This is a genomic window from Pseudomonas sp. BT76 TE3572 (assembly GCF_050435365.1).
Classification (GTDB): Bacteria; Pseudomonadota; Gammaproteobacteria; order Pseudomonadales; family Pseudomonadaceae; genus Aquipseudomonas; species Aquipseudomonas fluorescens_W.
In genome coordinates, this window is the sequence record NZ_JBNDKE010000001.1 from 6,442,769 (window position 1) to 6,469,130 (window position 26,362).

23 protein-coding genes are annotated in these 26,362 nt (G+C 59.1%); 17 read left to right on the forward strand and 6 right to left on the reverse strand.

What is annotated here, in order from left to right; genetic code table 11:
• The first annotated feature begins 36 nt into the window (after positions 1-36).
• The 8 genes from ABH912_RS29455 (at position 37) to ABH912_RS29490 (ending at position 10,956) form a co-directional block, all read left to right on the forward strand.
• Positions 37-2,868 (forward strand): 2-oxoglutarate dehydrogenase E1 component, encoded by a 2,832-nt coding sequence (locus tag ABH912_RS29455; RefSeq protein ID WP_033056075.1) that lies wholly within the window; start codon positions 37-39, stop codon positions 2,866-2,868.
• Positions 2,869-2,910: 42 nt separating this feature from the next.
• Positions 2,911-4,131: a 2-oxoglutarate dehydrogenase complex dihydrolipoyllysine-residue succinyltransferase gene (gene odhB / locus ABH912_RS29460; RefSeq protein ID WP_033056077.1), complete on the forward strand. Its 1,221-nt coding sequence runs from the start codon at positions 2,911-2,913 to the stop codon at positions 4,129-4,131.
• A gap of 110 nt (positions 4,132-4,241) precedes the next feature.
• Positions 4,242-5,678, forward strand: a complete 1,437-nt coding sequence (gene lpdA, locus ABH912_RS29465) for a dihydrolipoyl dehydrogenase (protein WP_033056078.1) — start codon at positions 4,242-4,244, stop codon at positions 5,676-5,678.
• A gap of 200 nt (positions 5,679-5,878) precedes the next feature.
• Positions 5,879-7,045: an ADP-forming succinate--CoA ligase subunit beta gene (gene sucC / locus ABH912_RS29470; RefSeq protein WP_008148602.1), complete on the forward strand. Its 1,167-nt coding sequence runs from the start codon at positions 5,879-5,881 to the stop codon at positions 7,043-7,045.
• Positions 7,045-7,926: a succinate--CoA ligase subunit alpha gene (gene sucD / locus ABH912_RS29475; protein ID WP_008148605.1), complete on the forward strand. Its 882-nt coding sequence runs from the start codon at positions 7,045-7,047 to the stop codon at positions 7,924-7,926. The genes sucC and sucD overlap by 1 nt, the downstream gene beginning before the upstream one ends.
• 419 nt (positions 7,927-8,345) lie before the next feature.
• On the forward strand, positions 8,346-9,659 hold the full coding sequence (brnQ, locus tag ABH912_RS29480; protein WP_033056079.1) for a branched-chain amino acid transport system II carrier protein: 1,314 nt from the start codon (positions 8,346-8,348) through the stop codon (positions 9,657-9,659).
• 158 nt (positions 9,660-9,817) lie between these two features.
• Positions 9,818-10,555 carry a DUF599 domain-containing protein gene (locus ABH912_RS29485; RefSeq protein WP_033055885.1) on the forward strand — a complete coding sequence of 246 codons (738 nt, stop codon included), beginning with the start codon at positions 9,818-9,820 and terminating at the stop codon, positions 10,553-10,555.
• Positions 10,555-10,956 (forward strand): MAPEG family protein, encoded by a 402-nt coding sequence (locus tag ABH912_RS29490; RefSeq protein WP_033055883.1) that lies wholly within the window; start codon positions 10,555-10,557, stop codon positions 10,954-10,956. The genes ABH912_RS29485 and ABH912_RS29490 overlap by 1 nt, the downstream gene beginning before the upstream one ends.
• 79 nt (positions 10,957-11,035) lie before the next feature.
• Here the strand turns inward: ABH912_RS29490 and ABH912_RS29495 are convergent, their stop codons facing one another.
• A complete protein-coding gene (locus ABH912_RS29495) occupies positions 11,036-11,269 on the reverse strand; it encodes a hypothetical protein (RefSeq protein ID WP_033055882.1) in 234 nt (77 codons plus the stop codon).
• Positions 11,270-11,427: 158 nt separating this feature from the next.
• On the opposite strand from ABH912_RS29495, the gene ABH912_RS29500 reads away from it, so the two are divergent.
• The 4 genes from ABH912_RS29500 (at position 11,428) to ABH912_RS29515 (ending at position 15,134) form a co-directional block, all read left to right on the forward strand.
• On the forward strand, positions 11,428-11,904 hold the full coding sequence (locus ABH912_RS29500; protein ID WP_033055901.1) for a PaaI family thioesterase: 477 nt from the start codon (positions 11,428-11,430) through the stop codon (positions 11,902-11,904).
• Positions 11,901-12,353, forward strand: coding sequence for a PaaI family thioesterase (locus ABH912_RS29505; protein WP_429512400.1), 453 nt, complete (start codon positions 11,901-11,903; stop codon positions 12,351-12,353). Before ABH912_RS29500 ends, ABH912_RS29505 begins: the two co-directional genes overlap by 4 nt.
• Positions 12,354-12,434: 81 nt before the next feature.
• Complete coding sequence (gene htpG, locus ABH912_RS29510; RefSeq protein ID WP_033055900.1) at positions 12,435-14,339, forward strand: molecular chaperone HtpG; 1,905 nt, start codon at positions 12,435-12,437, stop codon at positions 14,337-14,339.
• 66 nt (positions 14,340-14,405) lie between these two features.
• Positions 14,406-15,134, forward strand: a complete 729-nt coding sequence (locus ABH912_RS29515; protein ID WP_033055880.1) for a dienelactone hydrolase family protein — start codon at positions 14,406-14,408, stop codon at positions 15,132-15,134.
• A gap of 192 nt (positions 15,135-15,326) precedes the next feature.
• Here ABH912_RS29515 and ABH912_RS29520 read toward each other — a convergent pair whose 3' ends face one another.
• A complete protein-coding gene (locus tag ABH912_RS29520) occupies positions 15,327-16,190 on the reverse strand; it encodes a pirin family protein (protein WP_429512402.1) in 864 nt (287 codons plus the stop codon).
• A 61-nt stretch (positions 16,191-16,251) separates the two neighbouring features.
• A complete protein-coding gene (locus tag ABH912_RS29525; RefSeq protein WP_033055876.1) occupies positions 16,252-16,668 on the reverse strand; it encodes an OsmC family protein in 417 nt (138 codons plus the stop codon).
• A 252-nt stretch (positions 16,669-16,920) separates the two neighbouring features.
• On the opposite strand from ABH912_RS29525, the gene ABH912_RS29530 reads away from it, so the two are divergent.
• From ABH912_RS29530 to ABH912_RS29540, 3 genes are all read left to right on the forward strand, one after another.
• Complete coding sequence (locus ABH912_RS29530) at positions 16,921-18,546, forward strand: methyl-accepting chemotaxis protein (RefSeq protein ID WP_429512404.1); 1,626 nt, start codon at positions 16,921-16,923, stop codon at positions 18,544-18,546.
• A gap of 168 nt (positions 18,547-18,714) precedes the next feature.
• Positions 18,715-20,091 (forward strand): pyridoxal-phosphate dependent enzyme, encoded by a 1,377-nt coding sequence (locus ABH912_RS29535; RefSeq protein WP_033055871.1) that lies wholly within the window; start codon positions 18,715-18,717, stop codon positions 20,089-20,091.
• Entirely contained in the window at positions 20,088-21,266 is a 1,179-nt protein-coding gene (locus ABH912_RS29540; protein WP_429512407.1) for a trans-sulfuration enzyme family protein, read from the forward strand. Before ABH912_RS29535 ends, ABH912_RS29540 begins: the two co-directional genes overlap by 4 nt.
• A gap of 63 nt (positions 21,267-21,329) precedes the next feature.
• On the opposite strand, the gene ABH912_RS29545 is transcribed toward ABH912_RS29540, so the two are convergent.
• Genes ABH912_RS29545 through purM form a run of 3 tightly spaced genes read right to left on the reverse strand, consistent with a single transcriptional unit; the run spans position 21,330 to position 23,760 of the window.
• Positions 21,330-22,043: a DUF3108 domain-containing protein gene (locus ABH912_RS29545; RefSeq protein WP_033055868.1), complete on the reverse strand. Its 714-nt coding sequence runs from the start codon at positions 22,041-22,043 to the stop codon at positions 21,330-21,332.
• Positions 22,044-22,051: 8 nt separating this feature from the next.
• The gene (gene purN, locus ABH912_RS29550; protein WP_429512409.1) at positions 22,052-22,702 is read right to left on the reverse strand and encodes a phosphoribosylglycinamide formyltransferase; all 651 of its coding nucleotides are present in this window, start codon (positions 22,700-22,702) and stop codon (positions 22,052-22,054) included.
• The gene (gene purM, locus ABH912_RS29555) at positions 22,702-23,760 is read right to left on the reverse strand and encodes a phosphoribosylformylglycinamidine cyclo-ligase (protein ID WP_429512411.1); all 1,059 of its coding nucleotides are present in this window, start codon (positions 23,758-23,760) and stop codon (positions 22,702-22,704) included. The genes purN and purM overlap by 1 nt, the downstream gene beginning before the upstream one ends.
• 382 nt (positions 23,761-24,142) lie before the next feature.
• Between purM and ABH912_RS29560 the strand changes: the two genes are divergently transcribed.
• Together ABH912_RS29560 and ABH912_RS29565 are read left to right on the forward strand one after the other, a co-directional pair.
• Positions 24,143-25,201 (forward strand): DUF2066 domain-containing protein, encoded by a 1,059-nt coding sequence (locus tag ABH912_RS29560; protein WP_033055865.1) that lies wholly within the window; start codon positions 24,143-24,145, stop codon positions 25,199-25,201.
• Between the two features lie 38 nt (positions 25,202-25,239).
• Positions 25,240-26,301: an AI-2E family transporter gene (locus tag ABH912_RS29565; protein ID WP_429512413.1), complete on the forward strand. Its 1,062-nt coding sequence runs from the start codon at positions 25,240-25,242 to the stop codon at positions 26,299-26,301.
• Positions 26,302-26,362: the final 61 nt, after the last annotated feature.

Consider the following 26,362-nt stretch of genomic DNA (forward strand, 5'->3'; position numbering starts at 1 on the left):
CGCCGATGGTGTTCCCCTAACCGAGGGTGACCAAGCATGCAAGAAAGCGTGATGCAGCGCATGTGGAACAGTGCCCACCTTTCAGGTGGAAACGCTGCCTATGTGGAAGAGCTTTATGAGCTCTACCTGCACGACCCTAACGCTGTGCCAGAAGAGTGGCGCACCTACTTTCAGAAGTTGCCGACTGACGGCAACTCTGCCACCGATGTTTCGCACTCCACAATTCGCGATCATTTCGTCTTGCTGGCAAAGAACCAGCGCCGCGCCCAACCGGTTTCCGCTGGCAGCGTGAGCAGTGAGCACGAGAAGAAGCAAGTTGAAGTGCTGCGATTGATCCAGGCCTACCGTATGCGTGGCCACCAGGCAGCCCAGCTTGACCCGCTGGGGCTGTGGCAGCGTCCTGCACCAGCAGACCTGTCGATCAATCATTACGGCTTGACCAATGCCGATCTTGATACGACCTTCCGTGCCGGCGACCTGTTCATCGGCAAAGAGGAGGCGAGCCTACGCGAAATTCACGAAGCGTTGCAGCAGACATATTGCCGCACCATCGGCGCTGAATTCACGCACATCACCGATTCCGAGCAACGCCAGTGGTTCCAGCAGCGTCTGGAAAGCGTGCGCGGCCGTCCGACGTACTCCGCCGACATCAAGAGCCACCTGCTCGAGCGCGTCACCGCGGGCGAAGGTCTGGAAAAATACCTGGGTACCAAATACCCGGGTACCAAGCGTTTCGGTCTGGAAGGCGGCGAGAGCCTGATTCCGATGCTCGACGAGCTGATCCAGCGTTCCGGTTCCTACGGCACCAAGGAAATCGTTATCGGCATGGCCCACCGTGGTCGTCTGAACGTGCTGGTCAACACCTTCGGCAAGAACCCGCGTGAGCTGTTCGACGAGTTCGAAGGCAAGAAGAAGGTCGAGCTGGGTTCCGGTGACGTTAAGTATCACCAGGGCTTCTCGTCCAACGTGATGACCACCGGCGGTGAAGTTCACCTGGCCATGGCGTTCAACCCGTCCCACCTGGAAATCGTTTCTCCAGTGGTCGAGGGTTCGGTTCGCGCCCGTCAGGATCGTCGTAACGACCCTACCGGCGAGAAGGTTCTGCCGATCTCCATCCACGGTGACGCGGCATTCGCCGGTCAAGGCGTGGTCATGGAAACCTTCCAGATGTCGCAGACCCGCGGTTTCAAGACCGGCGGCACCGTGCACATCGTGATCAACAACCAGGTCGGTTTCACCATCAGCAACCCGCTGGACTCGCGCTCCACCGAGTACGCGACCGACGTTGCGAAAATGATCCAGGCGCCGATCCTCCATGTGAATGGCGATGATCCGGAAGCCGTGTTGTTCGTGACCCAGCTGGCCATCGACTACCGCATGCAGTTCAAGCGTGACGTGGTGATCGACCTGGTCTGCTACCGTCGTCGTGGCCACAACGAGGCCGACGAGCCAAGCGGCACCCAGCCAATCATGTATCAGCAGATCACCAAACAGCGCACCACCCGTGAGCTGTATGCCGATCGTCTGACTCAAGGCGGTGTGCTGGACGCAGAGCGTGTTCAGGCGAAAGTCGACGAATACCGCAATGCGCTGGACAACGGTCTGCATGTTGTAAAAAGCCTGGTCAAAGAGCCGAACAAAGAGTTGTTCGTGGATTGGCGTCCGTATCTGGGCCATGCCTGGACCGCGCGTCACGACACTCGCTTCGATCTGAAAACCTTGCAGGAACTGTCCGCCAAGCTGCTGGAAATTCCGGAAGGCTTCGTGGTTCAGCGCCAGGTCTCGAAAATCTACGAAGACCGTCAGAAAATGCAAGCCGGCGGCCTGCCGATCAACTGGGGTTACGCCGAAACCATGGCGTACGCGACCCTGGCGTTCGAAGGTCACCCGATTCGCATGACGGGTCAGGACATCGGTCGCGGTACGTTCTCGCACCGTCACGCTGTCTTGCACAACCAGAAAGACGCGGGTACCTACGTCCCGCTGCAAAACCTGTACAAGGGCCAGCCACGTTTCGACCTGTACGATTCGTTCCTGTCCGAAGAAGCCGTGCTGGCGTTCGAATACGGTTACTCGACCACCACGCCTGAGGCGCTGGTGATCTGGGAAGCCCAGTTCGGCGACTTCGCTAACGGTGCCCAAGTGGTTATCGACCAGTTCATCACCAGTGGCGAGCACAAGTGGGGCCGTCTCTGCGGTCTGACCATGCTGCTGCCGCACGGTTATGAAGGTCAGGGTCCGGAGCACTCTTCGGCTCGTCTGGAGCGTTACCTGCAGCTGTGCGCCGAGCACAACATTCAGGTGGCCGTACCGACTACGCCAGCTCAGATCTACCACTTGCTGCGTCGTCAGGTGATTCGCCCGCTGCGCAAGCCATTGATCGTTCTGACTCCGAAGTCGCTGCTGCGTCACAAGCTGGCCATCTCGACTCTGGAAGATCTGGCCGAAGGTTCGTTCCAGACCGTTATCCCGGAAATCGATGCACTGGACCCGAAAAAGGTCGAGCGCGTTGTTCTGTGTAGCGGCAAGGTCTACTACGACCTGCTGGAAAAACGCCGTGCCGAAGGTCGTGATGACATCGCCGTCGTGCGTATCGAGCAACTGTACCCATTCCCTGAGGACGACTTGAAAGAAGTCCTGGCTCCTTACACCAACGTCAAAAATGCCGTGTGGTGCCAGGAAGAGCCGATGAACCAGGGTGCGTGGTACTGCAGCCAACACCACATGCGTCGCAGCATCAGCAATCTCAACCAGTCTCTCGTACTTGAGTACGCGGGCCGTGAGGCTTCTGCTGCACCTGCATGCGGTTATGCATCGATGCACGCTGAGCAGCAAGAAAAACTGCTGCAAGACGCCTTTACTGTTTAACGCCTTCGCGCACCTGAAACCGAATTTAAGGACCCACAGATAATGGCTATCGAAATCAAAGCCCCCACTTTCCCGGAATCGGTTGCCGATGGCACCGTTGCCACCTGGCACAAACAGCCGGGCGACGCCGTCAAGCGCGATGACCTGATCGTCGACATCGAAACTGACAAAGTCGTATTGGAAGTGTTGGCCACCGCTGATGGCGTGCTGGGCGCTATCGTCAAGAACGAAGGCGACACCGTTCTGTCCGACGAAGTCCTGGGTTCCATCGAAGCGGGCGGCGCTGCTGCCGCTCCAGCTGCTGCCGCTGCTCCGGCCGCTGCACAAGCTGCTGCTCCAGCCGCTGAAGGCGAAGATGATCCTGTTGCTGCACCGGCTGCTCGCAAGCTGGCTGAAGAAAACGGCATCAACATCGCTTCCGTTGCCGGCACTGGCAAAGGCGGTCGTGTGACCAAGGAAGACGTTGTTGCTGCTGTAGCTGCCAAGAAAGCCGCTCCGGCTGCCGCGCCTGCCAAGGCTGCTGCTCCTGCCGCTGCTGCACCCGTGTTCGCTGCCGGCGATCGCATCGAGAAGCGCGTACCGATGACCCGCGTGCGGGCCACCGTCGCCAAGCGTCTGGTTGAAGCTCAATCGAACATGGCGATGCTGACCACTTTCAACGAAGTCGACATGACCGAAGTCATGGCGCTGCGTTCGAAGTACAAGGACCTGTTCGAGAAGTCCCATAACGGCGTGCGCCTGGGCTTCATGTCGTTCTTCGTCAAGGCTGCCACCGAAGCGCTGAAACGCTTCCCGGCTGTCAACGCGTCGATCGACGGTGCTGACATCGTTTACCACGGCTACGCTGACGTCGGTGTTGCTGTTTCCAGCGACCGCGGCCTGGTTGTTCCGGTTCTGCGTAACGCCGAACTGATGAGCCTGGCTGAAATCGAAGGCGGCATCGCCACCTTCGGCAAGAAGGCTCGTGACGGCAAGCTGTCGATGGACGAGATGACCGGCGGTACGTTCACCATCACTAACGGTGGTACTTTCGGTTCGATGATGTCGACCCCGATCGTCAACCCGCCGCAAGCGGCCATCCTGGGCATGCACAACATTCTGCAGCGTCCTATGGCGATCAACGGTCAGGTTGTTATCCGTCCGATGATGTACCTGGCTCTGTCCTACGATCACCGTCTGATCGATGGCAAAGAAGCTGTGACCTTCCTGGTTACCATCAAGAACCTGCTGGAAGACCCGGCTCGTTTGCTGCTGGATATCTGATTTCGTTGCACGGGCCGTCCAGTGATGGACGGCCCTCCTGTAATGACCAGCTTCGTCCCACGACGGTCCTCAAAAGGGACCGTCCGGTTTGATTCGAGAAGGAATGACACATGACTCAGAAATTCGACGTGGTAGTGATTGGCGCGGGCCCTGGCGGCTACGTGGCTGCCATTAAAGCAGCGCAACTGGGCCTCTCCACTGCCTGCATCGAGAAATACACCGACAAGGAAGGCAAACTGGCCCTCGGCGGTACTTGCCTGAACGTCGGCTGCATTCCATCCAAGGCGCTGCTGGACAGCTCCTGGAAATACAAGGAAGCCAAAGAAGGCTTCGCGATCCACGGTATCAATCACGCTGGCGTGACCATGGACGTGGCGGCAATGGTTGGCCGTAAAGCCAACATCGTCAAAGGCCTGACCTCTGGCGTTGCCACCCTGTTCAAAGCCAACGGCGTCACTTCCCTGCAAGGCCACGGCAAACTGCTGGCTGGCAAGAAAGTCGAGCTGACCAAGCCAGACGGCACCGTCGAAATCATCGAAGCCGAGAACGTGATTCTGGCTTCGGGCTCGCGTCCGATCGACATTCCACCGGCTCCGGTTGACCAGAACGTGATCGTCGATTCGACTGGCGCGCTGGAATTCCAAACCGTACCTAAGCGTCTGGGCGTTATCGGCGCTGGCGTAATCGGTCTGGAACTGGGTTCGGTCTGGTCGCGTCTGGGCTCCGAAGTGGTTGTTCTGGAAGCGCTGGAGAAGTTCCTGCCAGCAGCTGACGACGCCGTTTCCAAAGAAGCCTACAAGACCCTGACCAAACAAGGTCTGGACATCAAGCTGGGCGCACGCGTCACCGGTTCCAAAGTGAACGGCAACGAAGTTGTCGTGAACTACACCGATGCCAATGGCGAACAGAACATCACGTTCGACAAGCTGATCGTTGCCGTTGGTCGCCGTCCAGTGACCACCGAACTGCTGGCATCTGACAGCGGTGTGAACATCGACGAGCGCGGTTTCGTTTTCGTTGACGACCAGTGCGCGACCAGCGTGCCGGGCGTTTACGCGATCGGCGACGTGGTTCGCGGCATGATGCTGGCGCACAAGGCGTCCGAAGAAGGCATCATGGTGGTTGAGCGCATCAAGGGCCACAAAGCCCAAATCAACTATGACCTGATCCCGTCTGTTATTTATACTCACCCGGAAATCGCGTGGGTCGGTAAAACCGAGCAGACCTTGAAAGCTGAAGGCGTTGAAGTTAACGTCGGCACTTTCCCGTTCGCAGCCAGTGGCCGTGCCATGGCAGCCAACGATACCGGCGGTTTCGTGAAAGTCATTGCTGATGCCAAGACTGACCGCGTATTGGGCGTCCACGTGATTGGCCCGAGCGCTGCAGAACTGGTTCAGCAGGGCGCGATCGGCATGGAATTCGGCACCAGCGCTGAAGACCTGGGCATGATGGTTTTCTCCCATCCGACCCTGTCTGAAGCCTTGCACGAAGCAGCTTTGGCTGTGAATGGCGGCGCCATCCACATCGCCAACCGCAAGAAGCGTTAAGACAAGACAATAAGAAACCACGGCGGAAGGCCCGTCGTGAGCCTTGCGTGCAAGACTCACCGCGGAATGTCCGCCGGACGCAGCCTTGCGTAGTCTCACCGGTTATCCGGAACACCTACGCAAGCAGCAGTCACAGGTGGTGCGGCACTTGAACAAGTGCAGCACCGAATGCGCAGTACCTAACGAAGACGGTAATAAGCATGAATCTTCACGAGTATCAGGGTAAGCAGCTGTTCGCTGAATACGGCCTGCCAGTATCCCAGGGTTTCGCCGTAGACACCCCGGAAGCAGCAGCAGAAGCGTGCGACAAGATCGGCGGGACCGAATGGGTTGTCAAAGCCCAGGTTCACGCAGGTGGTCGCGGTAAAGCGGGCGGCGTTAAGCTGGTTCGCAGCAAAGAAGACGCCAAAGCATTCGCTCAACAGTGGTTGGGCAAGCGTCTGGTGACTTACCAGACTGATGCCAATGGTCAGCCAGTCACCAAGATCCTGGTTGAATCGTGCACTGATATCGCTAAAGAGCTGTACCTGGGCGCTGTCGTTGACCGTTCGAGCCGTCGCATCGTGTTCATGGCTTCCACCGAAGGTGGCGTGGACATCGAGAAAATCGCTCACGACACCCCTGAGAAAATCCTCAAGGCTACTATCGATCCACTGGTTGGCGCTCAGCCATTCCAGGGTCGCGAGCTGGCATTCCAGCTGGGTCTGGAAGGCAAGCAAGTTGCTCAGTTCGCCAAGATCTTCGTAGGTCTGGCCAAGCTGTTCAAGGATCACGACCTGGCTCTGCTGGAAGTGAACCCGCTGGTGATCAAGGCTGACGGCGATCTGCATTGCCTCGACGCCAAGATCAACATCGACGCCAACGCCATGTACCGTCAGCCTAAGCTGAAGACTTTCCACGATCCGTCGCAAGACGATCCGCGCGAAGCGCACGCTGCCAAGTTCGAACTGAACTACGTAGCGCTGGAAGGCAACATCGGTTGCATGGTCAACGGTGCTGGCCTGGCCATGGGTACCATGGACATCGTCAACCTGCATGGCGGCAAACCAGCCAACTTCCTCGACGTGGGCGGCGGTGCTACCAAAGAACGCGTTACCGAAGCGTTCAAGATCATCCTGTCCGACACTAACGTCGCTGCAGTATTGGTCAACATCTTCGGCGGCATCGTTCGTTGCGACATGATTGCCGAAGGCATCATCGGCGCTGTGAAAGAAGTCGGCGTGAAAATCCCGGTTGTTGTTCGCCTTGAAGGCAACAACGCTGAGCTGGGCGCTAAAGTACTGGCAGAAAGCGGTTTGAACATCATCGCTGCTACCAGCCTGACCGACGCTGCTCAACAAGTTGTCAAAGCTGCGGAGGGCAAATAATGAGCGTCCTGATCAATAAAGACACCAAAGTTATCTGCCAGGGTATTACCGGTTCGCAAGGTAGTTTCCACACCCAGCAAGCCATCGAATACGGCACCAAGATGGTTGGTGGTGTAACTCCTGGTAAAGGCGGCACCGAGCACCTGGGTCTGCCAGTGTTCAACACCGTGAAAGATGCTGTAGCCGCCACTGGCGCCACCGCCAGCGTGATCTACGTTCCAGCTCCTTTCTGCAAGGACTCCATCCTGGAAGCAGCATTCGGCGGCATCAAGCTGATCGTTTGCATCACTGAAGGCATTCCTACCCTGGACATGCTGGATGCCAAGGTCAAGTGCGACGAGCTGGGCGTAGTCCTGATCGGTCCTAACTGCCCAGGCGTGATCACTCCAGGCGAATGCAAGATCGGCATCATGCCAGGTCACATTCACTTGCCAGGCAAGGTCGGTATCGTTTCCCGTTCCGGCACCCTGACCTACGAAGCTGTGAAGCAGACTACTGACGCCGGTTTCGGTCAGTCGACTTGCGTCGGCATCGGCGGTGACCCGATCCCAGGCTCGAACTTCATCGACATCCTGAAGCTGTTCCAGGAAGACCCGAAGACCGAAGCGATCGTGATGATCGGTGAGATCGGCGGTTCGGCTGAAGAAGAAGCGGCTGCCTACATCAAGGCACACGTGACCAAGCCGGTTGTTTCCTACATCGCTGGTGTGACTGCCCCTGCGGGCAAGCGCATGGGCCATGCTGGCGCAATCATCTCTGGCGGCAAAGGCACTGCAGACGAGAAGTTTGCTGCCCTGGAAGACGCGGGCGTTAAAACCGTGCGTTCGCTGGCAGACATCGGCAAGGCTTTGTCCGAGCTGACCGGTTGGGCGATCAAGTAAGCCTCGCGCTTAGCTGACGCTTCACCAAACAAAGGCCACCTTCGGGTGGCCTTTGTCGTTTCTGGCGTTCGAGAAGTTCGCAGGTTTCTGTGGCGAGGGAGCTTGCTCCCGCTCGGCTGCGCAGCAGACGCCAAATGGGGCCGCTTCGCCGCCCAGCGGGAGCAAGCTCCCTCGCCACAGGGTTTAGTTGTGAACATTTGATATGTAAACGCGACACTGAAATGTCGCGTATCGGATAGATCGCACCCTAACAGTGCGTTTGTCGGGCAAATTCGTTAGGCTAGCCGCCATTTTGCGTTTGCGTCCCACAAGGAAGCATCGCGCTAAACGGGTCAGTCCTATACGGACCGACAGCATTTCCCTCACCCCTCAGGGAAATCCCTCTCTAAATTCCGATTCAGTAGTGTGGTATTTCCTTAATGAAAGTGTTGAAAGGCCAGGACATCCTGGCACTTGGTTTTATGACCTTTGCCCTGTTTGTCGGGGCTGGCAACATCATCTTCCCGCCTATCGTCGGTCTGCAGTCCGGTCCAAACGTCTGGATGGCGGCGCTGGGCTTTCTGATCACTGCGGTCGGTCTGCCGGTGATCACCGTTGTCGCACTGGCCAAGGTCGGTGGCGCCATGGATGCCTTGAGCAGCCCGATCGGGAAAGTCGCCGGTGGCCTGCTGGCGGCCGCGTGCTACCTCGCCGTGGGCCCGCTGTTCGCGACACCGCGCACCGCCACCGTGTCATTCGAAGTCGGCTTGGCACCACTGACTGGCGAGAGCCCGCTGGCGCTGTTCCTCTACAGCTCGGTGTACTTCCTGCTGGTGTTCTTCATCTCGCTCTATCCGGGCCGGCTGCTGGATACCGTAGGACGTTTCCTCGCACCGCTGAAGATCATCGCCCTGGCCGCACTCGGCATCGCAGCGTTTGCATTGCCGGCCGGTGATGTCGGCGTGGCCACCCCGGAATACGTGGCGGCACCGTTTTCCCAAGGCTTCATCAATGGTTACCTGACCATGGATACCCTGGGCGCGCTGGTGTTCGGCATTGTCATTGTCAACGCAATCCGCTCCCGTGGCGTCGAGTCGCCGGTGTTGATTACCCGTTACGCAATCATCGCCGGGCTGATTGCCGGCGTGGGCCTGGCGCTGGTTTACGTCAGCCTGTTCCGTCTCGGTTCGGGCAGTCATGAAGTGGCCGCGGGTGCCACCAACGGCGCGGCGGTGTTGCACGCTTACGTGCAACACACCTTCGGCTCTCTGGGCAGCGGTTTTCTGGCGGTGCTGATCTCCCTGGCCTGCCTGGTGACGGCGGTGGGTCTGACCTGCGCCTGCGCCGAATACTTCAGCCGTGTGCTGCCACTGTCCTACAAGACGCTGGTCATCATCCTGGCGGTGTTCTCGCTGTTTGTGTCCAACCTGGGCCTCACCAAGCTGATTGCGTTCTCGATCCCGGTGCTGACCGCGATCTACCCGCCGTGCATTGCCTTGGTCGCCCTGAGCTTCTGCAAGGACTTCTGGCATGAGCAGGGCCGCATCGTCGGTCCGGTGATGCTGGTGTCGTTCATCTTCGGTTTGATCGACGCCCTCAAGGGCGCGGGCCTGGCGGACTGGATGCCGACTCAGTTGTCCCACCTGCCGCTGAGCGAGCAAGGCCTGGCCTGGCTGGTGCCGTCGGTCATGACCCTCGTCGTCGCGGTGGTGTGCGATCGCCTGCTGGGCAAGCGCGAAGAAGCACTGGCCTAAGCCGCTTCATGGCCCGCCACAAGCGGGCCGTGAACACACATGGAAATGCCCCGTATCAATCGATACGGGGCATTTTTTTTGGAGGGGGTGCAGTGTCTTTTTCCTTGAGCTAACGTCGAAGCACTACTTGCTTTGCCAAACACATCACAAGGACCTGCATGTCGTTCATCCACGCCAACATGATCCACATCCTCGCCGCGCTCTGGTTCGTCATCTGCTGGGGCGGCTACACCCGTTATGCGACGTGGAAGGGCCGCGATACCGCGTGCCTGGCCAGCGTGCTGCACCTTTATCGCGAAGACTGGATGCGCCGCATGCTGTTGCGCGACAACCGTATCGCCGACGCTAGCGTGATCGGCAACCTGGAGCGCAACGCTTCATTCTTCGCCTCCAGCACACTGATTATCCTGGCCGGCATTCTTACGGTGCTCGGAGCCTCCGAAAGGGCAGTGTCGTTGTTGGCGGATATCCCGATGGTGCAACAGGCATCCCAGGGGATGTCGGAGATCAAGTTGCTGTGCCTGGCGCTGGTCTTTGTCTATGCGTTCTTTACGTTCAGCTGGTGCATGCGCCAGTACAACTTTGCCGCCATTCTGGTGGGCTCGGCACCTATGGTCGGTGAGCGTCACGTTTCCGAACAAGAGCGCAAAGCTTTTGCTGCCCGGGCGGCCCGCGTCATTTCCATGGCCGCCAACCAGTTCAACTTCGGACTGCGCTCCTATTACTTCGGCATGACCATGCTGGCCTGGTTCGTCAGCCCGTGGTTGTTCATGTTGATGAGTGCCGGGGTGGTGCTGGTGTTGTATCGCCGGGAGTTTCATTCCGACGTTCTCGACGTGATGGTCTATACACCTACAGAGGCGCCATTGCCCGAGGCGATTAAAGAGGCTGTTTGATGAGTATTCCGTTCTGGTGTGTGTTTATCAGTGCCTTGTTGATTTACGTCGCCCGTATGCCCGTCGCCAAGGCGATGAATGACCAGGGCGGTTACGACAATCACTTGCCTCGTCAGCAGCAGGCGCAACTGACTGGCTTTGGTGCCCGTGCGTTGGCGGCTCATCAAAACTGTTTTGAGGCGTTCATTCTGTTCGCGGTGGGGGTGTTGATGGCTCACACCACGCAGACAGCGGGGTGGCTGATCGACTTGCTGGCAATCATCTTCGTGATTACTCGAATCATTTATTTGCTGTGCTATTGGGTCGATCTGGCGTGGGCGCGGAGCCTGGTATGGTTTGTCGGATTAGTGTGTTCGTTGTTGCTGATGATTAGTCCGACTTTTAGAACTATTTTGCTGTAGCACCTGCTTTGCAAACAAAAAAATCAGGCAAAAGAAAACCCGCACTTGGCGGGTTTTCTTTATCACGCTAAAAACTGTTTTAGTTTTTAGGTGCTTCTTTTGCGGCAGCTTCGTTCGATTCAGCCTGAGCTTTGGCAGCTTCGGCGTTTTCTTTCGCAGCGTCGTTCACTTTATCCTGAGCTTTGCTCATGTCTTGCTGAGCTTGCTCAGCATGTTTGTCGGCTTCTTGAGCTTTGTCCTCGGATTTTTTATCGCAAGCAGCGAGACCGAGGGAAGCGGTCAACATCAAGGCAATAGCTAAAGTCTTACGCATGGGGTGTTTCTCCTTATGGAAAATATCTACTGGCCTTTCGAGCGCAGCCCATCGCGTTAAGTTCCTCAATTCATACAGATATATAAGTTTATTCCGACGGGAACTTTTACTAAAAACGCCTAGTGCGTTGCCGGAACACTAAGAAGAGTTTTATGAAAATGGCCGAAAACCCCGTTTTTGAGCGCGCTACACGATTTCTATCGGCGCTGCGACATTGTCAGGTACTTGGGCTGCGGGTTCACAGCGCCAGCAGCGAAGGGCTAACCGTCATTCTGCCGTACAGTCCTCAAATTGTTGGCAACCCGCAAACCGGCGTGATTCATGGCGGAGCGCTGACCTCGCTGATGGACACGGCCTGCGGCATGTCCACCCTCTGCGTACTGCCCGAGTTCGAAGTTTGTCCGACCCTCGACCTGCGCATCGACTACATGCACGCCGCCGAGCCGCATAAAGATGTCTACGGTTTTGCCCAGTGCTACCGGGTGACCACGGATGTGATCTTTGCTCGCGGTTTCGCCTATCAGGACGATCCCGAGCAGCCCATCGCCCATGTAGTGGGCACCTTCATGCGCATGGGCAAAGCCATCAAGGGCACCAAAGGCTTTGGTGGCGTCATCGCCGGAGGTGCGAAATGACCGATTCCTTCAAGGAACAACTTCAGCAGGCACATGAGCAGGGCGACTACGCCTCGCTGCTGCACTTGATCCCCTACGCCAAACTGATCGGCGTCGAATGTTCGCGGGTGGGGGATGAGCTGCTGTTTCGCTTGCCGGCCAACAAGGACAACATTGGTAACCCTTTATTGCCGGCGATCCATGGCGGGGTGATTGCCGGGTTCATGGAACTGTCCGCAGCGCTGCACCTGCTGATTTTCACCGGTTCGCCGGGTGTGCCGAAGATCATCGATTTCTCCCTCGACTATCTGCGCTCCGGGCAGTTTCGCGACACCTGGGCCAGATGCCAGGTTTGTCGGCAGGGCCGTCGGGTCGCCAACGTTGCGATTACGGCCTGGCAAAGCACTGAAGCCGAACCGATTGCCACAGCCCGCGCCCATTTCAAAATTGAAGAGCCCTTGAAATCCTGAACTCAGCCCCCAACTTTGATGACAACCCGCCGCCGACCCTTCAGGTCGCGGCCACTGCCATCTGATTGGAGTTTGATGACCATGAGTGTGGAAACTCAAAAGGAAACCCTGGGCTTCCAGACCGAGGTGAAGCAGCTGCTGCACCTCATGATCCATTCGCTGTATTCCAACAAGGAAATTTTCCTTCGCGAATTGATCTCGAACGCCTCTGACGCTGTCGACAAATTACGTTTCGAAGCCCTGTCCAAGCCTGAGTTGCTGGAAGGTGGCGCCGAACTGAAAATCCGTGTGAGCTTCGACAAGGACGCTAAAACCGTCACCCTCGAAGACAACGGCATCGGCATGAGCCGTGAAGATGCGATCACCCACCTGGGTACCATCGCCAAATCCGGCACTGCCGACTTCATGAAACATCTCTCCGGCGATCAGAAAAAAGACTCGCACCTGATCGGTCAATTCGGTGTGGGTTTCTACTCTGCGTTCATCGTCGCCGACAAAGTCGACGTGTTCAGCCGTCGTGCCGGTGCTGATGCCAGCGAAGGCGTGCACTGGTCGTCCAAGGGCGAAGGCGACTTTGAAGTTGCCACCGTTGATAAAGCCGAGCGCGGCACTCGTATCGTTCTGCACCTGAAGTCCGGTGAAGACGAATTCGCCGATGGCTGGCGTCTGCGCAACATCATCAAAAAGTACTCCGACCACATCGCTCTGCCGATCGAGTTGCCGAAAGAAGTGGCCGCCGTTGAAGGCGAAGAGCAACCGGCCGTTGAATGGGAAACCGTCAACCGCGCCAGTGCCCTGTGGACCCGTCCGCGTACCGAGATCAAGGACGAGGAATACCAGGAGTTCTACAAGCACGTCGCTCATGACTTCGAAAATCCGCTGAGCTGGAGTCACAACAAGGTCGAAGGCAAGCTCGAATACAGCTCGCTGCTCTACGTGCCGGCCCGTGCTCCATTCGATCTGTACCAGCGTGAAGCGCCGAAAGGCCTGAAGCTGTACGTGCAACGCGTGTTCGTGATGGATCAGGCTGAGTCGTTCCTGCCGCTGTACTTGCGCTTCATCAAAGGCGTGGTTGATTCCAACGACCTCTCGCTGAACGTATCGCGGGAAATTCTGCAGAAAGATCCGATCATCGATTCCATGAAGTCGGCGCTGACCAAGCGCGTTCTCGACATGCTGGAAAAGCTGGCGAAGAACGAGCCTGAGCAATACAAGAGCTTCTGGAAAAACTTTGGCCAGGTCATGAAAGAAGGCCCGGCAGAAGACTTCTCCAACAAAGAGAAAATCGCTGGCCTGCTGCGTTTCGCATCGACCAACGGTGATGAAGGCGAGCAAGTGGTGGGTCTGGCCGAATACCTGGCTCGCGCCAAGGAAGGTCAGGACAAGATCTACTACCTGACCGGCGAAACCTACGCGCAAGTCAAGAACAGCCCGCACCTTGAAGTCTTCCGCAAGAAAGGCATCGAAGTGCTGCTGCTGACCGACCGCATCGACGAGTGGCTGATGAGCTACCTCAGCGACTTCGACGGCAAGAGCTTTGTCGACGTGGCGCGCGGTGACCTGGACCTGGGCAACCTGGATTCGGAAGAAGACAAGAAAGCGGCGGAAGAAGTCGCCAAGTCCAAAGAAGGTCTGGTTGAGCGTCTGAAAACTGCACTGGGCGACTCCGTTGCTGAAGTGCGGGTTTCCCATCGTCTGACTGATTCCCCGGCGATTCTGGCCATCGGTGAACAGGACCTGGGCATGCAGATGCGTCAGATCCTCGAAGCCAGCGGTCAGAAGGTTCCGGAATCGAAGCCGATCTTCGAATTCAACCCGGCTCACCCGCTGATCGAGAAGCTCGACAACGAGCAGAGCGACGAGCGCTTCGGCGACCTGTCGCACATTCTCTTCGATCAGGCGGCCCTGGCCGCCGGCGACAGCTTGAAAGACCCGGCCGCGTACGTGCGCCGTCTCAACAAGCTGCTGGTTGAACTGTCGGTTTAACTGCGCTGTACAAAAACCCGCTTCGGCGGGTTTTTTTATTCTGGTGTCTTTTACTGGGAGTTAGTCATGAGCCAAATCACTGTTCGTTCCGTCGCTTATCAGATTGATGACCAGCCGTATGAAAGCCGTCTGGCGTTCGATGCCAACCACAAAGGCCCACGTCCCGGCCTGTTGATGGCGCCGAACTGGATGGGCGTCAGCGCCGGTGCCGAGGAAATTGCCAAGTCTGTTGCGTCCAAGGGTTATGTGGTGCTGATCGCGGACCTCTACGGCCAGTCGGTCCGTCCGCAGAACGGCGACGAGGCGGGTGCAGCCATGATGCCGCTCAAGCATGACCGGCCGTTGTTGCGCAAACGCATGCAAGCAGCGTTCGATCAGCTGCAGATCCAGGACGAAGCCGCGGTAGATAGCTCGAAACTGGCGACGTTCGGTTTCTGCTTCGGTGGCTGCTGCGCGCTGGACTTGGCCCGCACCGGAGCGCCGGTGAAAGCGGCTGTGTCGTTCCACGGAACGCTGGATTCGCCGAATCCGGCGGATGCCAGGAACATCAAGGGTTCGGTGTTGGTGCTGCACGGTGCATCCGACCCATTGGTGCCGAAAGAGCAGCTGCCGGCGTTTGAAGATGAGATGAACGCGGCAGGCGTGGATTGGCAATTGCTGAGCTACGGCGGCGCGGTGCATTCCTTCACCGATCCGCACGCCAATGTGCCGGGCATGATGATGTATGACGCGAAGACAGCAAGTCGTGCGTTTACCTCGATGCACAACTTGCTGGATGAAGTGTTCAAAGGCTAGAAGCAAAAAGCACCCTCACCCTAACCCTCTCCCGGAGGGAGAGGGGACTGACCGAGGTGGTTTTTAGATATTCTGCGACCGGGGAAATAGAGTCGAACTCAGGAACTAAAAGCCATGGAGATCGGCTCCCTTTCCCCTCTCCCCCGTGGGGAGAGGGCTGGGGTGAGGGGTCGATTTTCAGCCTGACGCTACCTACCGCGGCAACTCAATCCGCTCGCTTTCCCCCGGCACCGTCGGCCAATCCCCGGCCGCCCAGCGTCGCCGCGCTTCATCGATCAACGCCGGATCGCTCGCTACAAAGTTCCAGTTGATCCGCCGCGGCCCATCCAGCGGCGCACCTCCAAACAGCACCGCATGACAGTCGCTTTCAGCGAACAGTGTCATCTCTTCCCCAGCCGGCAACACCACCAGCGAATGCGGTTCTATCAGCTCGCCATCCAGTTGCACCTCGCCGTCCAGCACATACAACGCCCGCTCTTCATGCTCGGTTGGAATCAGCAATGTGGTCGCCGTTTGCAGGTTCAATTCGGCATACAGCGTAGGAGAAAGCACCGGGACCGGTGATTCCAGGCAAAAACCTGACCCGGCAATCATCCGGATCTTCACCCCCAGGTTATTGCTGACCGGTAGCGTGGCCGCCGGATGGTGGCTGTAGTGTCCGGGGCCGTGCTCTTTATCCTTTGGTGAGGCCAGCCAAATCTGCAAACCATGCATCGTGAAGCCGCTGTCCTTCAACGCCTCAGGCGTGCGCTCGACATGGGCAATTGCGCTGCCCGCCGTCATCCAGCTGACATCGCCAGCCTCCACCACCTGATCGGAGCCGAGGCTGTCCTTGTGCTGGATTTTTCCTTCGAACAGGTACGTGAGAGTCGACAGACCAATGTGCGGATGCTGACGGATGTTCATGCCTTTTCCCGCCTCATAGCGGGTTTCGAGCATGTGGTCGAAAAACACGAAAGGCCCGACGCTGCGGCATTTGGCTGACGGCAGCGGGCGGAGAATCGGCTGGCCTTCGACATCTTCGGCGCGGGGGCGGATCACGAGCGGAGTGTTCATGCTGCATTCCAGGCTGAGCGGGTAATGCGTGGAGCATAACCCGCTTGCGCAGCCCTTGCCGCTATTGGCTGAAGGCACCTTCAGACAGGTGCGTTTCGATGCTGACGTCGGTGGTCGTCATCAACTTGTGGACCGGGCAACGGTCGGCCACGCGGTGCAACTCATCGCGCTGAGCGTCGGTGAGCACGCCTTTGAGTGTCAGTTTGACGTGCAGGGCATATTTACCTTTCTGCTCTTCGCTGTTGTCACGTTTGACTTCAACGGTGACACCGGTCAGCGGGATGTCTTTCTTCTTCGCGTACATCTTCAGGGTCAGGGCCTTGCAGGCACCCAGCGCCGCGTCGAAGTAATCGTGCGGCTCGGGCGCCGAGCCTTCGCCGCCGAGGGATGTCGGTACGTCGGCAAAAATTTGATGGTCATCGATCTGGACGCTGTGGCGAAAACCTTCGGCGGAAACGGTATTGACGGTGACAGTCATGGGAAACCTCGCAGGCAACAGGAAAAGTCATTCGAACAAAAAAGACCTTGAAGGTATAGAGCATTGCTCCTGTTACGCGTTCCACTTTCTTGCTCGCCCATTCCCGAGCACTGAATCGTTACCGCTCGGCGATCGAAGCAGTTGAGGCGTTTTGATATCACGTTTTCGTCTTACGCAAAATTTATCCGGGCCGATACCTTCTTAAGCAACCCACTGCAGGGTGATGCAGCACTTTTGGAAGGAACCAGAGCAATGAGTATCAGAAGTCTCAATATTGCGCCGCGCGCGGGTCTGGGTTTTGGCTTGCTGGCGTTGATGGTGTTTGGATTGGGGGCGTTCGCCCTGCTGCAAATGTCGAACATGCGCGCGCAGTCCGATCAGGTCGATGACAACTGGCTGCCGAGTGTGATGGCGGTCGGGGAGATGAATCAGGACACGCTGCGGCTGCGGGCATTGACTATGCGTCTGCTGCTCAATCGGGACCCGCAGGTGCTGATGCAAAACGTCAGCAAACTCAACGAACTCAAAGGCACCATGGATGAGCCTCAGCAGCGGTATGACGCGCTGATCGTGCTGCCCGAAGAACGTGTGCTGTTCGACCGCTTCAAAGCCTCGGAGCAACACTTCCTGCAGTTCCAGACGCAGGTGATGACGCTGTCTGCCCAGGGACGGGTGGAAGAGGCGGCCGCTATCCTCAATGGCGAGATGAGTCCGTTGGCCGATGAAATCAACGTTACCCTCAAGGCATTGGTCGAACTGAACAAGCACAACGCTAACCTGGCGACGGAGGCGGGGCGCCAAGTGTTCAGCCGTTCGCGGGTCTGGGTCGGGGTGATGATCGGCATGACGGCGCTGATGACCATCGGTCTTGCGCTGCTGCTGACCCGCAGCATCGTCGTGCCGCTTTCCCAATCGTTGAAGGTGGCTGAAGGGGTGGCTGGCGGCGATCTCACCGGTGTCATCAGCATCAGCGGCAAAGACGAGCCGGCGCGGCTGTTGCACGCCCTCAAGAGCATGCAGGGGAGTTTGCGCGAAACCCTCCAGCGTATTTCCAACTCATCCAGCCAATTGGCCTCGGCTTCGGAAGAACTCAGTTGTGTAACCGAAGAGGCCACCCGGGGCCTGCATCAGCAGAGTCTGGAAATCGACCAGGCCGCCACGGCGGTGAATCAGATGACCGCGGCGGTGGAGGAGGTCGCGAGCAATGCGGTGGCCACGTCCGAAGCGTCTCGGGAGTCCGACCGGATCGCCCAGCACGGTCGCGAGCAGGTGCATCAGACCGTGTTGTCCATCGAATCCCTGGCCGACGATGTCACGGCCAATGCGACCCAGGTCGAGGACCTGGCGCAGAAAGTCTATGGCATCAGCAAAGTCCTGGAGGTGATTCGCTCGATTGCCGAGCAGACGAACTTGCTGGCCCTGAACGCGGCCATCGAAGCGGCGCGGGCCGGGAGTGCCGGGCGCGGGTTTGCGGTGGTGGCCGATGAAGTGCGGGCGCTGGCGCACCGGACTCAGCAATCAACCCAGGAAATCGAGCAGATGATGACTGGCATCCAGCAAGGCACCGATGCTGCGGTCAGCTCGATGCAGCAGAGCAACATTCGAGCGCGTTCGACCCTGGAAGTGGCGAAAGCAGCGGGTACGGCGCTGGAAGAAATTGCCTCGGCGTTTACCCTGATCAATGAACGCAACCTGGTGATCGCCAGTGCCTCGGAGGAACAAGCGGCTGTCGCGCGCGAGGTGGATCGCAACCTGATGAACATCCGCGATCTTGCGTTGCAGACGTCGGCCGGGGCGAATCAAACCAGTGCGGCGAGCCAGGAACTGTCTCGGTTGGCGGTCGATCTGAACACGATGGTGGCGCGGTTCTCGGTCTGAACGCCGAGCGGCTTTGTCGTTCCGGCGATGCTACCGGCTGGCTGTGCAAGGTTGCGGGTGACGCCATCCCGGCCTATGGTCCAAGCGATACTTTGCCGCGACTGGCGCGCAATGATTCGACGCCGGTCGCTGTCCATCCAGTGCTGATTTACGTAGCGAGGTGACGACATGCCCACCGACTCCCGACCCGCCGTACTCGAACTGATCGGCAATACGCCGCTGGTGCGCGTCAGCCGTTTCGATACCGGCCCGTGCACGCTGTTCCTCAAGCTCGAATCGCAGAACCCCGGCGGCTCAATCAAGGATCGCATCGGCCTGGCGATGATCGACGCCGCCGAGCGCGATGGCAGCCTGCGCCCCGGCGGCACCATCGTCGAGGCCACCGCCGGCAACACTGGCCTTGGCCTCGCCCTGGTCGGCCGTGCCAAGGGTTACCGGGTGGTGTTGGTGGTGCCGGACAAGATGTCCACCGAGAAGGTCTTGCACCTCAAGGCGATGGGCGCCGAGGTGCACATCACCCGCTCCGACGTCGGCAAGGGCCATCCCGATTACTACCAGGACGTTGCGGCGCGGCTGGCGCTGGAAATTCCCGACGCGTTCTTCGCCGATCAATTCAACAACCCGGCCAACCCGCTGGCCCACGAGTGCAGCACCGCGCCGGAGATCTGGGCGCAGACTCAGCATGATGTGGACGCCATCGTCGTCGGCGTCGGCTCGGCCGGCACGTTGACCGGTCTGACCCGGTTCTTTCGCCGCGTGCAACCGGACCTGGTCATGGTGCTGGCCGACCCGGTCGGTTCGGTGATGGCCGAATACAGCCGCAGCGGCACCATGAGCACGCCCGGTTCCTGGGCAGTGGAGGGGATCGGCGAGGACTTCATTCCGTCGATTGCCGACCTGTCCAGCGTGCGCCATGCCTACTCGATCAGCGATGAGGAAAGCTTCGATCATGCCCGCCAACTGCTGCGCGCCGAAGGCATACTCGGCGGCTCTTCGACCGGCACTCTGCTGGCGGCGGCGCTGCGCTATTGCCGCGAGCAGACCGAGCCGAAGCGGGTTGTCAGCTTCGTCTGCGACACCGGCACGCGCTACCTGTCGAAGGTCTACAACGACCAGTGGATGAACGATCAGGGCCTGTTGCAGTACAAACATTACGGCGATCTGCGCGACCTGATCTCACGGCGCTTCGAGGATGGCCGGGTGATCAGCGTGGGCCCGGACGATACGCTGCTCACTGCGTTCCAGCGCATGCGCCTGGCGGATGTCTCGCAACTGCCGGTGCTGGAGGGCGGGCAGCGGCTGGTCGGCGTGATCGACGAATCCGACATTCTGCTGGGCATGCAAGAAGATGCTTCGCACTTTCGCATGAGCGTGGCCAGCGCGATGACCGACAAGCTGCAAACCCTGCCTCCAAGCGCCAGTCTGGCTGAACTACAAGCGGAGCTCGACCGTGGGCTGGTGGCGATCATCGCCGACGCTTCGGGCTTCTACGGCTTGATTACTCGAGTCGACATGCTCATTCACCTACGGAGATCCCTTACATGAGTCAACACGACGAAAACGCTGTGCCACGTGCCTTCGCCACCCGTGTGATCCATGCCGGGCAAACACCCGACCCTACCACCGGGGCGCTGATGCCGCCGATTTACGCCAACTCCACTTATTTGCAGCAGAGCCCCGGAGTGCACAAGGGGTTCGACTACGGGCGCTCGCACAACCCGACGCGCTTTGCGCTGGAGCGTTGCGTTGCGGACCTCGAAGGCGGCACCCGGGCCTTCGCGTTCGCTTCCGGGCTGGCGACGATTTCCACCGTGCTCGAATTGCTCGATGCTGATTCGCACATCGTCTCCGGCAACGACCTGTACGGCGGTACTTTCCGCCTGTTCGACAAGGTGCGCCGGCGCAGCGCCGGGCATCGCTTCAGCTTTGTCGACCTGACTGATTTGTCGGCTTTCGAAGCGGCGCTGCAGGACGACACTCGGATGGTCATGGTCGAGACGCCGAGCAATCCTTTGCTGCGCCTCACCGACCTCGTTGCCATCGCGCGCATCTGCCGCCAGCGAGGCATCATTTGTGTCGCCGACAACACCTTTGCCAGCCCCTGGATACAGCGTCCGCTGGAGATGGGCTTCGACATCGTGTTGCACTCGACCACCAAGTACCTGAACGGGCATTCCGACGTGATCGGCGGCATCGCGGTGGTCGGACAAAACGCAGACCTGGCGGAGCGTCTGGGCTTCCTGCAAAACGCAGTCGGCGCGATCGCCGGGCCGTTCGACGCTTTCCTCACCCTGCGCGGTGTTAAGACCCTGGCGCTGCGCATGGAACGCCACTGCAACAACGCGCTGGATCTGGCGCAATGGCTGGAGCGTCAGCCGCAGGTGGCGCGCGTCTATTATCCGGGCCTGCCGTCGCACGCGCAGCACGACCTGGCGCAGCGGCAGATGCGCGGTTTCGGCGGGATGATTTCCCTCGACCTGGACAGCGACCTGGCCGGTGCCACGCGCTTTCTCGAGAATGTGCGGATCTTTGCCTTGGCCGAGAGCCTGGGCGGGGTGGAAAGTCTGATCGAGCACCCGGCGATCATGACCCACGCCACTATCCCTGCGGAGACTCGTGCGCAACTCGGCATCGGCGATGCGTTGGTGCGGTTGTCCGTGGGGGTCGAGGATGTCGAAGACCTGCGCGCCGACCTGGCACAGGCGCTGGCGCGGATCTGAATTTCAGCAGGCAAAAAAAATCCGGAACCCTTATCGGATTCCGGATTTTTGTGTGGAGCCGGATCAGCTGCCTTTGACAGCCTTGCCGTTGACCGTACCGTCGAGGAGCATGATGTTGTACTCCTTGCCGTCGGTTTCAACCTGTTGCAGACGAACCAGCAGGTAATCCCAATCCTTGGCGAACCACAGGACGGTGATGCGCTTGCTTTGCGTCGGGTCGCGCACGCGCTCGACCTTGATTGCATCGATCTGGCCAGCCTTGGTGTCGACCTTTTCCGAACCCAGCACGCGGAAATCATAGGTATCGACTTCGCCAGCGTCGACGACCTGATAGCTCATGCTTTTCTTGCCAGCGGCCACGTCGTGCTGCAGGGCGAGCTGATAAGTGGATTTGTCGACCATGCCGCGGTTGAGCGGGATCTTGACCGGGTCACCGCGATCGGTGCCGGTGATCATTTTGTTGGTCCAGTCGAAATCCAGGTCGGCCTTCTTGGCTTTACCCAGGCCGCCACGTTCGAAGTGGTAGGACTGCGGCAGCATGGTGTCCTTGTCCAGCGTCAGGGTGCTTTCTTCGGTCAGGCTGGCGATCATCATCGAGGCCTTGAAGCTGAGCTTCCAGGCGCCGTTGGCTTGTTTGGTCAGGCTGCGTTCAGCGGTACCGCTCATGGGCAACTGCTTCCAGTCAGCGGTGTAGCTGGCGGAGAAAGGTTGAAGTTCTGCAGCCTGCGCAAATGGCAGTGCGAGCAGAGCGCAAGCGAAGAGCAGGGCGCGACGCATAAAATCTCCTAGGTTCGAATCAAGTGGCCGCTGGCCGCGAGTAACTTTCCATCCAGTAAAGCACCTTGCTCGCCGAGTGATAAACGACCTTCGGCAAACCAGCGTACAGCCAGCGGGTAAATCAGGTGTTCCTGGGTATGAACTCGCTGCGACAGACTCTGCGGCGAATCGTGCAACTCTACCGGTATTACTGCCTGTACGACCAGTGGTCCGCCATCGAGTTCCTCGGTGACGAAGTGCACGGAGCAGCCGTGCTCGGTGTCGCCGGCTTCCAGCGCGCGCTGATGCGTGTGTAACCCTTTGTATTTGGGTAGCAGCGAGGGATGGATATTGAGCAGGCGACCCGCGTAGTGGCGCACGAAGTCAGCGCTGAGAATGCGCATGAATCCGGCCAGTACCACGAGTTTGGGGTTGAACGCGTCGATCAGTTCGATCAGCGCGGCATCGAAGGCCTCGCGGCCTTCGAAAGCCTTGTGATCCAGGGTGCGGGTGTCGATACCAGCGTCCCTGGCGCGTTGCAGGCCGAAGGCGTCGGCGCGGTTGGAAATCACCGCAGCGATGCGGGCCGGGCTGTCGCCCGTCCGCGTGCTGTCGATCAAGGCCTGCAAGTTACTGCCGGTGCCGGACAACAGCACCACCACATCACAGGTCTGGGACATCAATGAGCCTTGAGGTTCTTCAGTTCAACCTGAGCCGCGCCTTCGGCAGCGGTGGAGATCTGACCGATGACCCAAGGCTGCTCGCCGGCTTCGCGCAGGACGTTCAGGGCGGTTTCAACGTGCTCTTGAGCAACGCAGATGACCATGCCCACGCCGCAGTTCAGTACGCGGTGCATTTCGTTTTCGTCGACGTTGCCTTTCTCTTGCAGCCAGTCGAACACGGCAGGACGGGTCCAGCTCGCAACGTCAACCACGGCTTGTGCGCCATTTGGCAGAACGCGCGGGATGTTGTCCAGCAGGCCACCACCGGTGATGTGGGCCATGGCTTTGACGGCGCCGGTTTCCTTGATCAGCTTGAGCAGCGGCTTCACGTAGATACGGGTCGGGGCCATCAGCAGGTCGGTCAGCGGTTTGCCGTCGAGCTGGATGTTTTCGATGTCGGCACCGGACACTTCGATGATCTTGCGGATCAGCGAGTAGCCGTTGGAGTGCGGGCCGGAAGACGGCAGGGCGAGCAGGGCATCGCCGGCAGCGACTTTGGAACCGTCGATGATTTCGGATTTTTCCACGACGCCGACGCAGAAGCCGGCCAGGTCGTAGTCTTCGCCTTCGTACATGCCAGGCATTTCAGCGGTCTCGCCGCCAACCAGGGAGCAGCCGGACAATTCACAGCCAGCGCCAATGCCGGTCACGACCTGGGTCGCGGTTTCGACGTTGAGTTTGCCGGTGGCATAGTAGTCGAGGAAGAACAGCGGCTCGGCGCCGCAGACCACCAGGTCGTTCACGCACATGGCAACCAGGTCGATGCCGATGCTGTCGTGCTTGTTCAGGTTCAGTGCCAGGCGCAGCTTGGTGCCGACGCCGTCGGTGCCGGAAACCAGCACGGGCTGTTTGTAGCCGGCCGGGATTTCGCAGAGGGCGCCAAAACCGCCCAGGCCGCCCATGACTTCCGGGCGCGCAGTGCGCTTGGCGACGCTCTTGATGCGTTCGACCAATGCTTCACCGGCGTCGATGTCTACACCGGCGTCCTTGTAGCTCAGGGAGGGTTGCTTGCTCATGATCCAGGCCTTTAGGGGGGATTCAGGGGTAACGACCGAGTCCAGTGGGACCACCGAAACTGACGAAGGCGATTGCCATCCGCGAATTTCAGGGTGCCCGGCTGTTGCCGGTCTGCGAAGGCGCGCGATTTTATCAGGCTTGAGGGGCAGCGGCCATCCTCAGGCCGACGGCAGGGGCATATCCGCTTAAAAAAACCTTCATTGCCCGTGCTGGTCGCCTCCTTCATGGCTGTATAAGGTATCGCTATTAACCGTCTATCGTTATGACAGTGCAAAAACTTACCAGGGTCAGGTGAATGTTTTGCTTGGGGGCGTGGTCACAGCCTTGCTCAATCCGGTTCACGCGGCCTGTTCCAGCCGCTCTTGTCGTCAGGAATCCTCCATGCGTTTTTTTTCCAGATTTTTGTTTGCAGGCTGTTTGTCATTGGTCAGCCTGGCGAGTCATGCCGAAACCGTCAAAAACCTGTATCAGGTGCGTCAGCCTGTCAGTGGTCAAACCCCGGAAGTGCGCGATCAAGCGACCCAGCAAGCGCTGGATACGTTGGTGTTGCGTCTGACCGGTGATCCCAAGGCTGCGCAAAACCCGGGGTTGGCGGCACTGCGCAAGGACCCGCAGCAAATCATCAGTCAGTACGGCTTTGATGCTGGCCCGCCGGAAGTGCTGAAGGTCGATTTCGATCCGGCCACCACTGAGCAGGCGTTGCGCCGCGCCGGACTGTCGTTGTGGGGGGCGAACCGGCCTTCGATCCTTGGCTGGTGGCTGAACGATTCCACCGAGGGTTCGAGCCTGGTCGGCGATGGCCAGGCCAGTGCTGCGCCACTGCGTCGAGCAGCGCAACACCGTGGCTTGCCGCTGCGCCTGCCGCTGGCCGATCTGAGTGAGCAGATTGTCGCCACTGCACCGAATCTGGAAGGTACGGATGCGGCGCCACTGCGCGGGGTATCGGAGCGTTACAACGCTGACGCCTTGCTCGCGGTGCATGCCCGTGAAGAGGGCGGACAGTGGCAGGCCAAGTGGCATTTGTGGCTCGGCGACAAGAAGGAGGCGGGCAGCGTGCAGGGCGCGGATCAGGCCGCGGTGGCCGATGCGGTGATGCTGGCAGTCAGTGAGCGTCTGGCGCCTCGCTTTGTCGTCAAGCCGGGTGCTTCGGGCGAACAATTGCTCGAAGTGCAGGGCATGAACCTGGAGCACTACGCGGCGCTTGGGCGTTTGCTGGAGCCGTTTGGTGCGCGTCTGCAAAGTGTCGACGGCGACCGGATTCTCTACCGCGTCAATGGCAGTGCCGAACAGTTGAAGGCGCAATTGGCGCTGGCCAGGTTGCAGGAAGTTCCGGCCGGTGAAGCGCCGGCGCCCGTCGCACCGGCTCAGCCGGCCGAGGGTTCGGCACCGGTAGTAGCGCCGACTCCGGCACCTGTGCCGCAGCTGCGATTCCGTTGGTAAGGTTTTCTTTCTTTATATAGATGCATAGGGAGTTGTACATGGCCGATACGCGGCGTTGGTTCTGGTTGGGTGGGGTGATCCTGCTCTGCGTGTTTGTCTGGCTGTTGCATCCGATCCTGACGCCATTTCTGGTGGCGCTGCTGTTGGCTTATCTGTTCGATCCATTGGTGGATCGGCTGGAGAAGGCCGGTCTGTCTCGGACCTGGGGCGTGGTGGCAGTGTTTGCGCTGTTCACCCTGATCTTCACGACCTTGCTGCTGGTGTTGGTGCCGATGCTCGCCAAGCAGCTGTTTCGCTTGTACGAATTGGCGCCGCAGATGCTCGACTGGTTGCAGCACACCGCACTGCCGTGGGCGCAATCGAAATTCGGGCTCTCGGATAACTTCTGGAAGTTCGACAAGCTCAAGGCAGCAATCAGCGAGCACATGGGCCAGACCACTGACATTGTCGGGATCGTGCTGAGTCAGGCGACGGCGTCCGGGCTGGCGCTGATCGGTTGGTTGGCGAATCTGGTGCTGATCCCGGTGGTGGTCTTCTATTTGCTGCGGGACTGGGACCTGATGATGGCCAAGATCCGCGGCCTGCTGCCCCGTGACCGCGAAGAGCGCGCCGTGATCCTGGCGGGTGAATGCCATGAAGTGCTGGGTGCATTCGTGCGCGGACAGTTGCTGGTGATGGTGGCGTTGGGTGTGATCTACGCGGCGGGCCTGATGTTGGTAGGGCTGGAGCTGGGGCTGTTGATCGGTTTGATTGCCGGTCTGGCGGCGATTGTGCCGTACATGGGATTTGTCATCGGGATCGGCGCGGCCTTGATTGCCGGTCTGTTCCAGTTCGGTGGCGATCTGTATCCCATGATCGGAATCGTCGTGGTGTTCATGGTGGGGCAGGCGCTGGAAGGCATGGTGCTGACGCCATTGTTGGTGGGGGACAAGATCGGTCTACACCCGGTAGCGGTGATCTTCGCGATTCTGGCGGGGGGCGAGCTGTTCGGATTTACCGGCGTGTTGCTGGCGCTGCCGGTGGCGGCGGTTATTATGGTGCTGGTGCGCCATGTGCATGATTTGTATAAAGATTCGGATATGTACAGCGGTGCCGACTAGCCTGAGCGCTAAGATTCGTTGAGGGTTGGTAACGGGCAGCCTGGTTCCATGCCAGGTTGGC

What these genes read in the sequence shown, in the direction of transcription:
- ABH912_RS29455 (WP_033056075.1), top strand. Translation starts at nt 37, where the DNA reads ATGCAAGAAAGCGTGATGCAGCGCATGTGGAACAGTGCCCACCTTTCA.
- odhB (WP_033056077.1), top strand. Translation starts at nt 2,911, where the DNA reads ATGGCTATCGAAATCAAAGCCCCCACTTTCCCGGAATCGGTTGCCGAT.
- lpdA (WP_033056078.1), top strand. Translation starts at nt 4,242, where the DNA reads ATGACTCAGAAATTCGACGTGGTAGTGATTGGCGCGGGCCCTGGCGGC.
- sucC (WP_008148602.1), top strand. Translation starts at nt 5,879, where the DNA reads ATGAATCTTCACGAGTATCAGGGTAAGCAGCTGTTCGCTGAATACGGC.
- sucD (WP_008148605.1), top strand. Translation starts at nt 7,045, where the DNA reads ATGAGCGTCCTGATCAATAAAGACACCAAAGTTATCTGCCAGGGTATT.
- brnQ (WP_033056079.1), top strand. Translation starts at nt 8,346, where the DNA reads ATGAAAGTGTTGAAAGGCCAGGACATCCTGGCACTTGGTTTTATGACC.
- ABH912_RS29485 (WP_033055885.1), top strand. Translation starts at nt 9,818, where the DNA reads ATGTCGTTCATCCACGCCAACATGATCCACATCCTCGCCGCGCTCTGG.
- ABH912_RS29490 (WP_033055883.1), top strand. Translation starts at nt 10,555, where the DNA reads ATGAGTATTCCGTTCTGGTGTGTGTTTATCAGTGCCTTGTTGATTTAC.
- ABH912_RS29495 (WP_033055882.1), bottom strand. Translation starts at nt 11,269, where the DNA reads ATGCGTAAGACTTTAGCTATTGCCTTGATGTTGACCGCTTCCCTCGGT.
- ABH912_RS29500 (WP_033055901.1), top strand. Translation starts at nt 11,428, where the DNA reads ATGGCCGAAAACCCCGTTTTTGAGCGCGCTACACGATTTCTATCGGCG.
- ABH912_RS29505 (WP_429512400.1), top strand. Translation starts at nt 11,901, where the DNA reads ATGACCGATTCCTTCAAGGAACAACTTCAGCAGGCACATGAGCAGGGC.
- htpG (WP_033055900.1), top strand. Translation starts at nt 12,435, where the DNA reads ATGAGTGTGGAAACTCAAAAGGAAACCCTGGGCTTCCAGACCGAGGTG.
- ABH912_RS29515 (WP_033055880.1), top strand. Translation starts at nt 14,406, where the DNA reads ATGAGCCAAATCACTGTTCGTTCCGTCGCTTATCAGATTGATGACCAG.
- ABH912_RS29520 (WP_429512402.1), bottom strand. Translation starts at nt 16,190, where the DNA reads ATGAACACTCCGCTCGTGATCCGCCCCCGCGCCGAAGATGTCGAAGGC.
- ABH912_RS29525 (WP_033055876.1), bottom strand. Translation starts at nt 16,668, where the DNA reads ATGACTGTCACCGTCAATACCGTTTCCGCCGAAGGTTTTCGCCACAGC.
- ABH912_RS29530 (WP_429512404.1), top strand. Translation starts at nt 16,921, where the DNA reads ATGAGTATCAGAAGTCTCAATATTGCGCCGCGCGCGGGTCTGGGTTTT.
- ABH912_RS29535 (WP_033055871.1), top strand. Translation starts at nt 18,715, where the DNA reads ATGCCCACCGACTCCCGACCCGCCGTACTCGAACTGATCGGCAATACG.
- ABH912_RS29540 (WP_429512407.1), top strand. Translation starts at nt 20,088, where the DNA reads ATGAGTCAACACGACGAAAACGCTGTGCCACGTGCCTTCGCCACCCGT.
- ABH912_RS29545 (WP_033055868.1), bottom strand. Translation starts at nt 22,043, where the DNA reads ATGCGTCGCGCCCTGCTCTTCGCTTGCGCTCTGCTCGCACTGCCATTT.
- purN (WP_429512409.1), bottom strand. Translation starts at nt 22,702, where the DNA reads ATGTCCCAGACCTGTGATGTGGTGGTGCTGTTGTCCGGCACCGGCAGT.
- purM (WP_429512411.1), bottom strand. Translation starts at nt 23,760, where the DNA reads ATGAGCAAGCAACCCTCCCTGAGCTACAAGGACGCCGGTGTAGACATC.
- ABH912_RS29560 (WP_033055865.1), top strand. Translation starts at nt 24,143, where the DNA reads ATGCGTTTTTTTTCCAGATTTTTGTTTGCAGGCTGTTTGTCATTGGTC.
- ABH912_RS29565 (WP_429512413.1), top strand. Translation starts at nt 25,240, where the DNA reads ATGGCCGATACGCGGCGTTGGTTCTGGTTGGGTGGGGTGATCCTGCTC.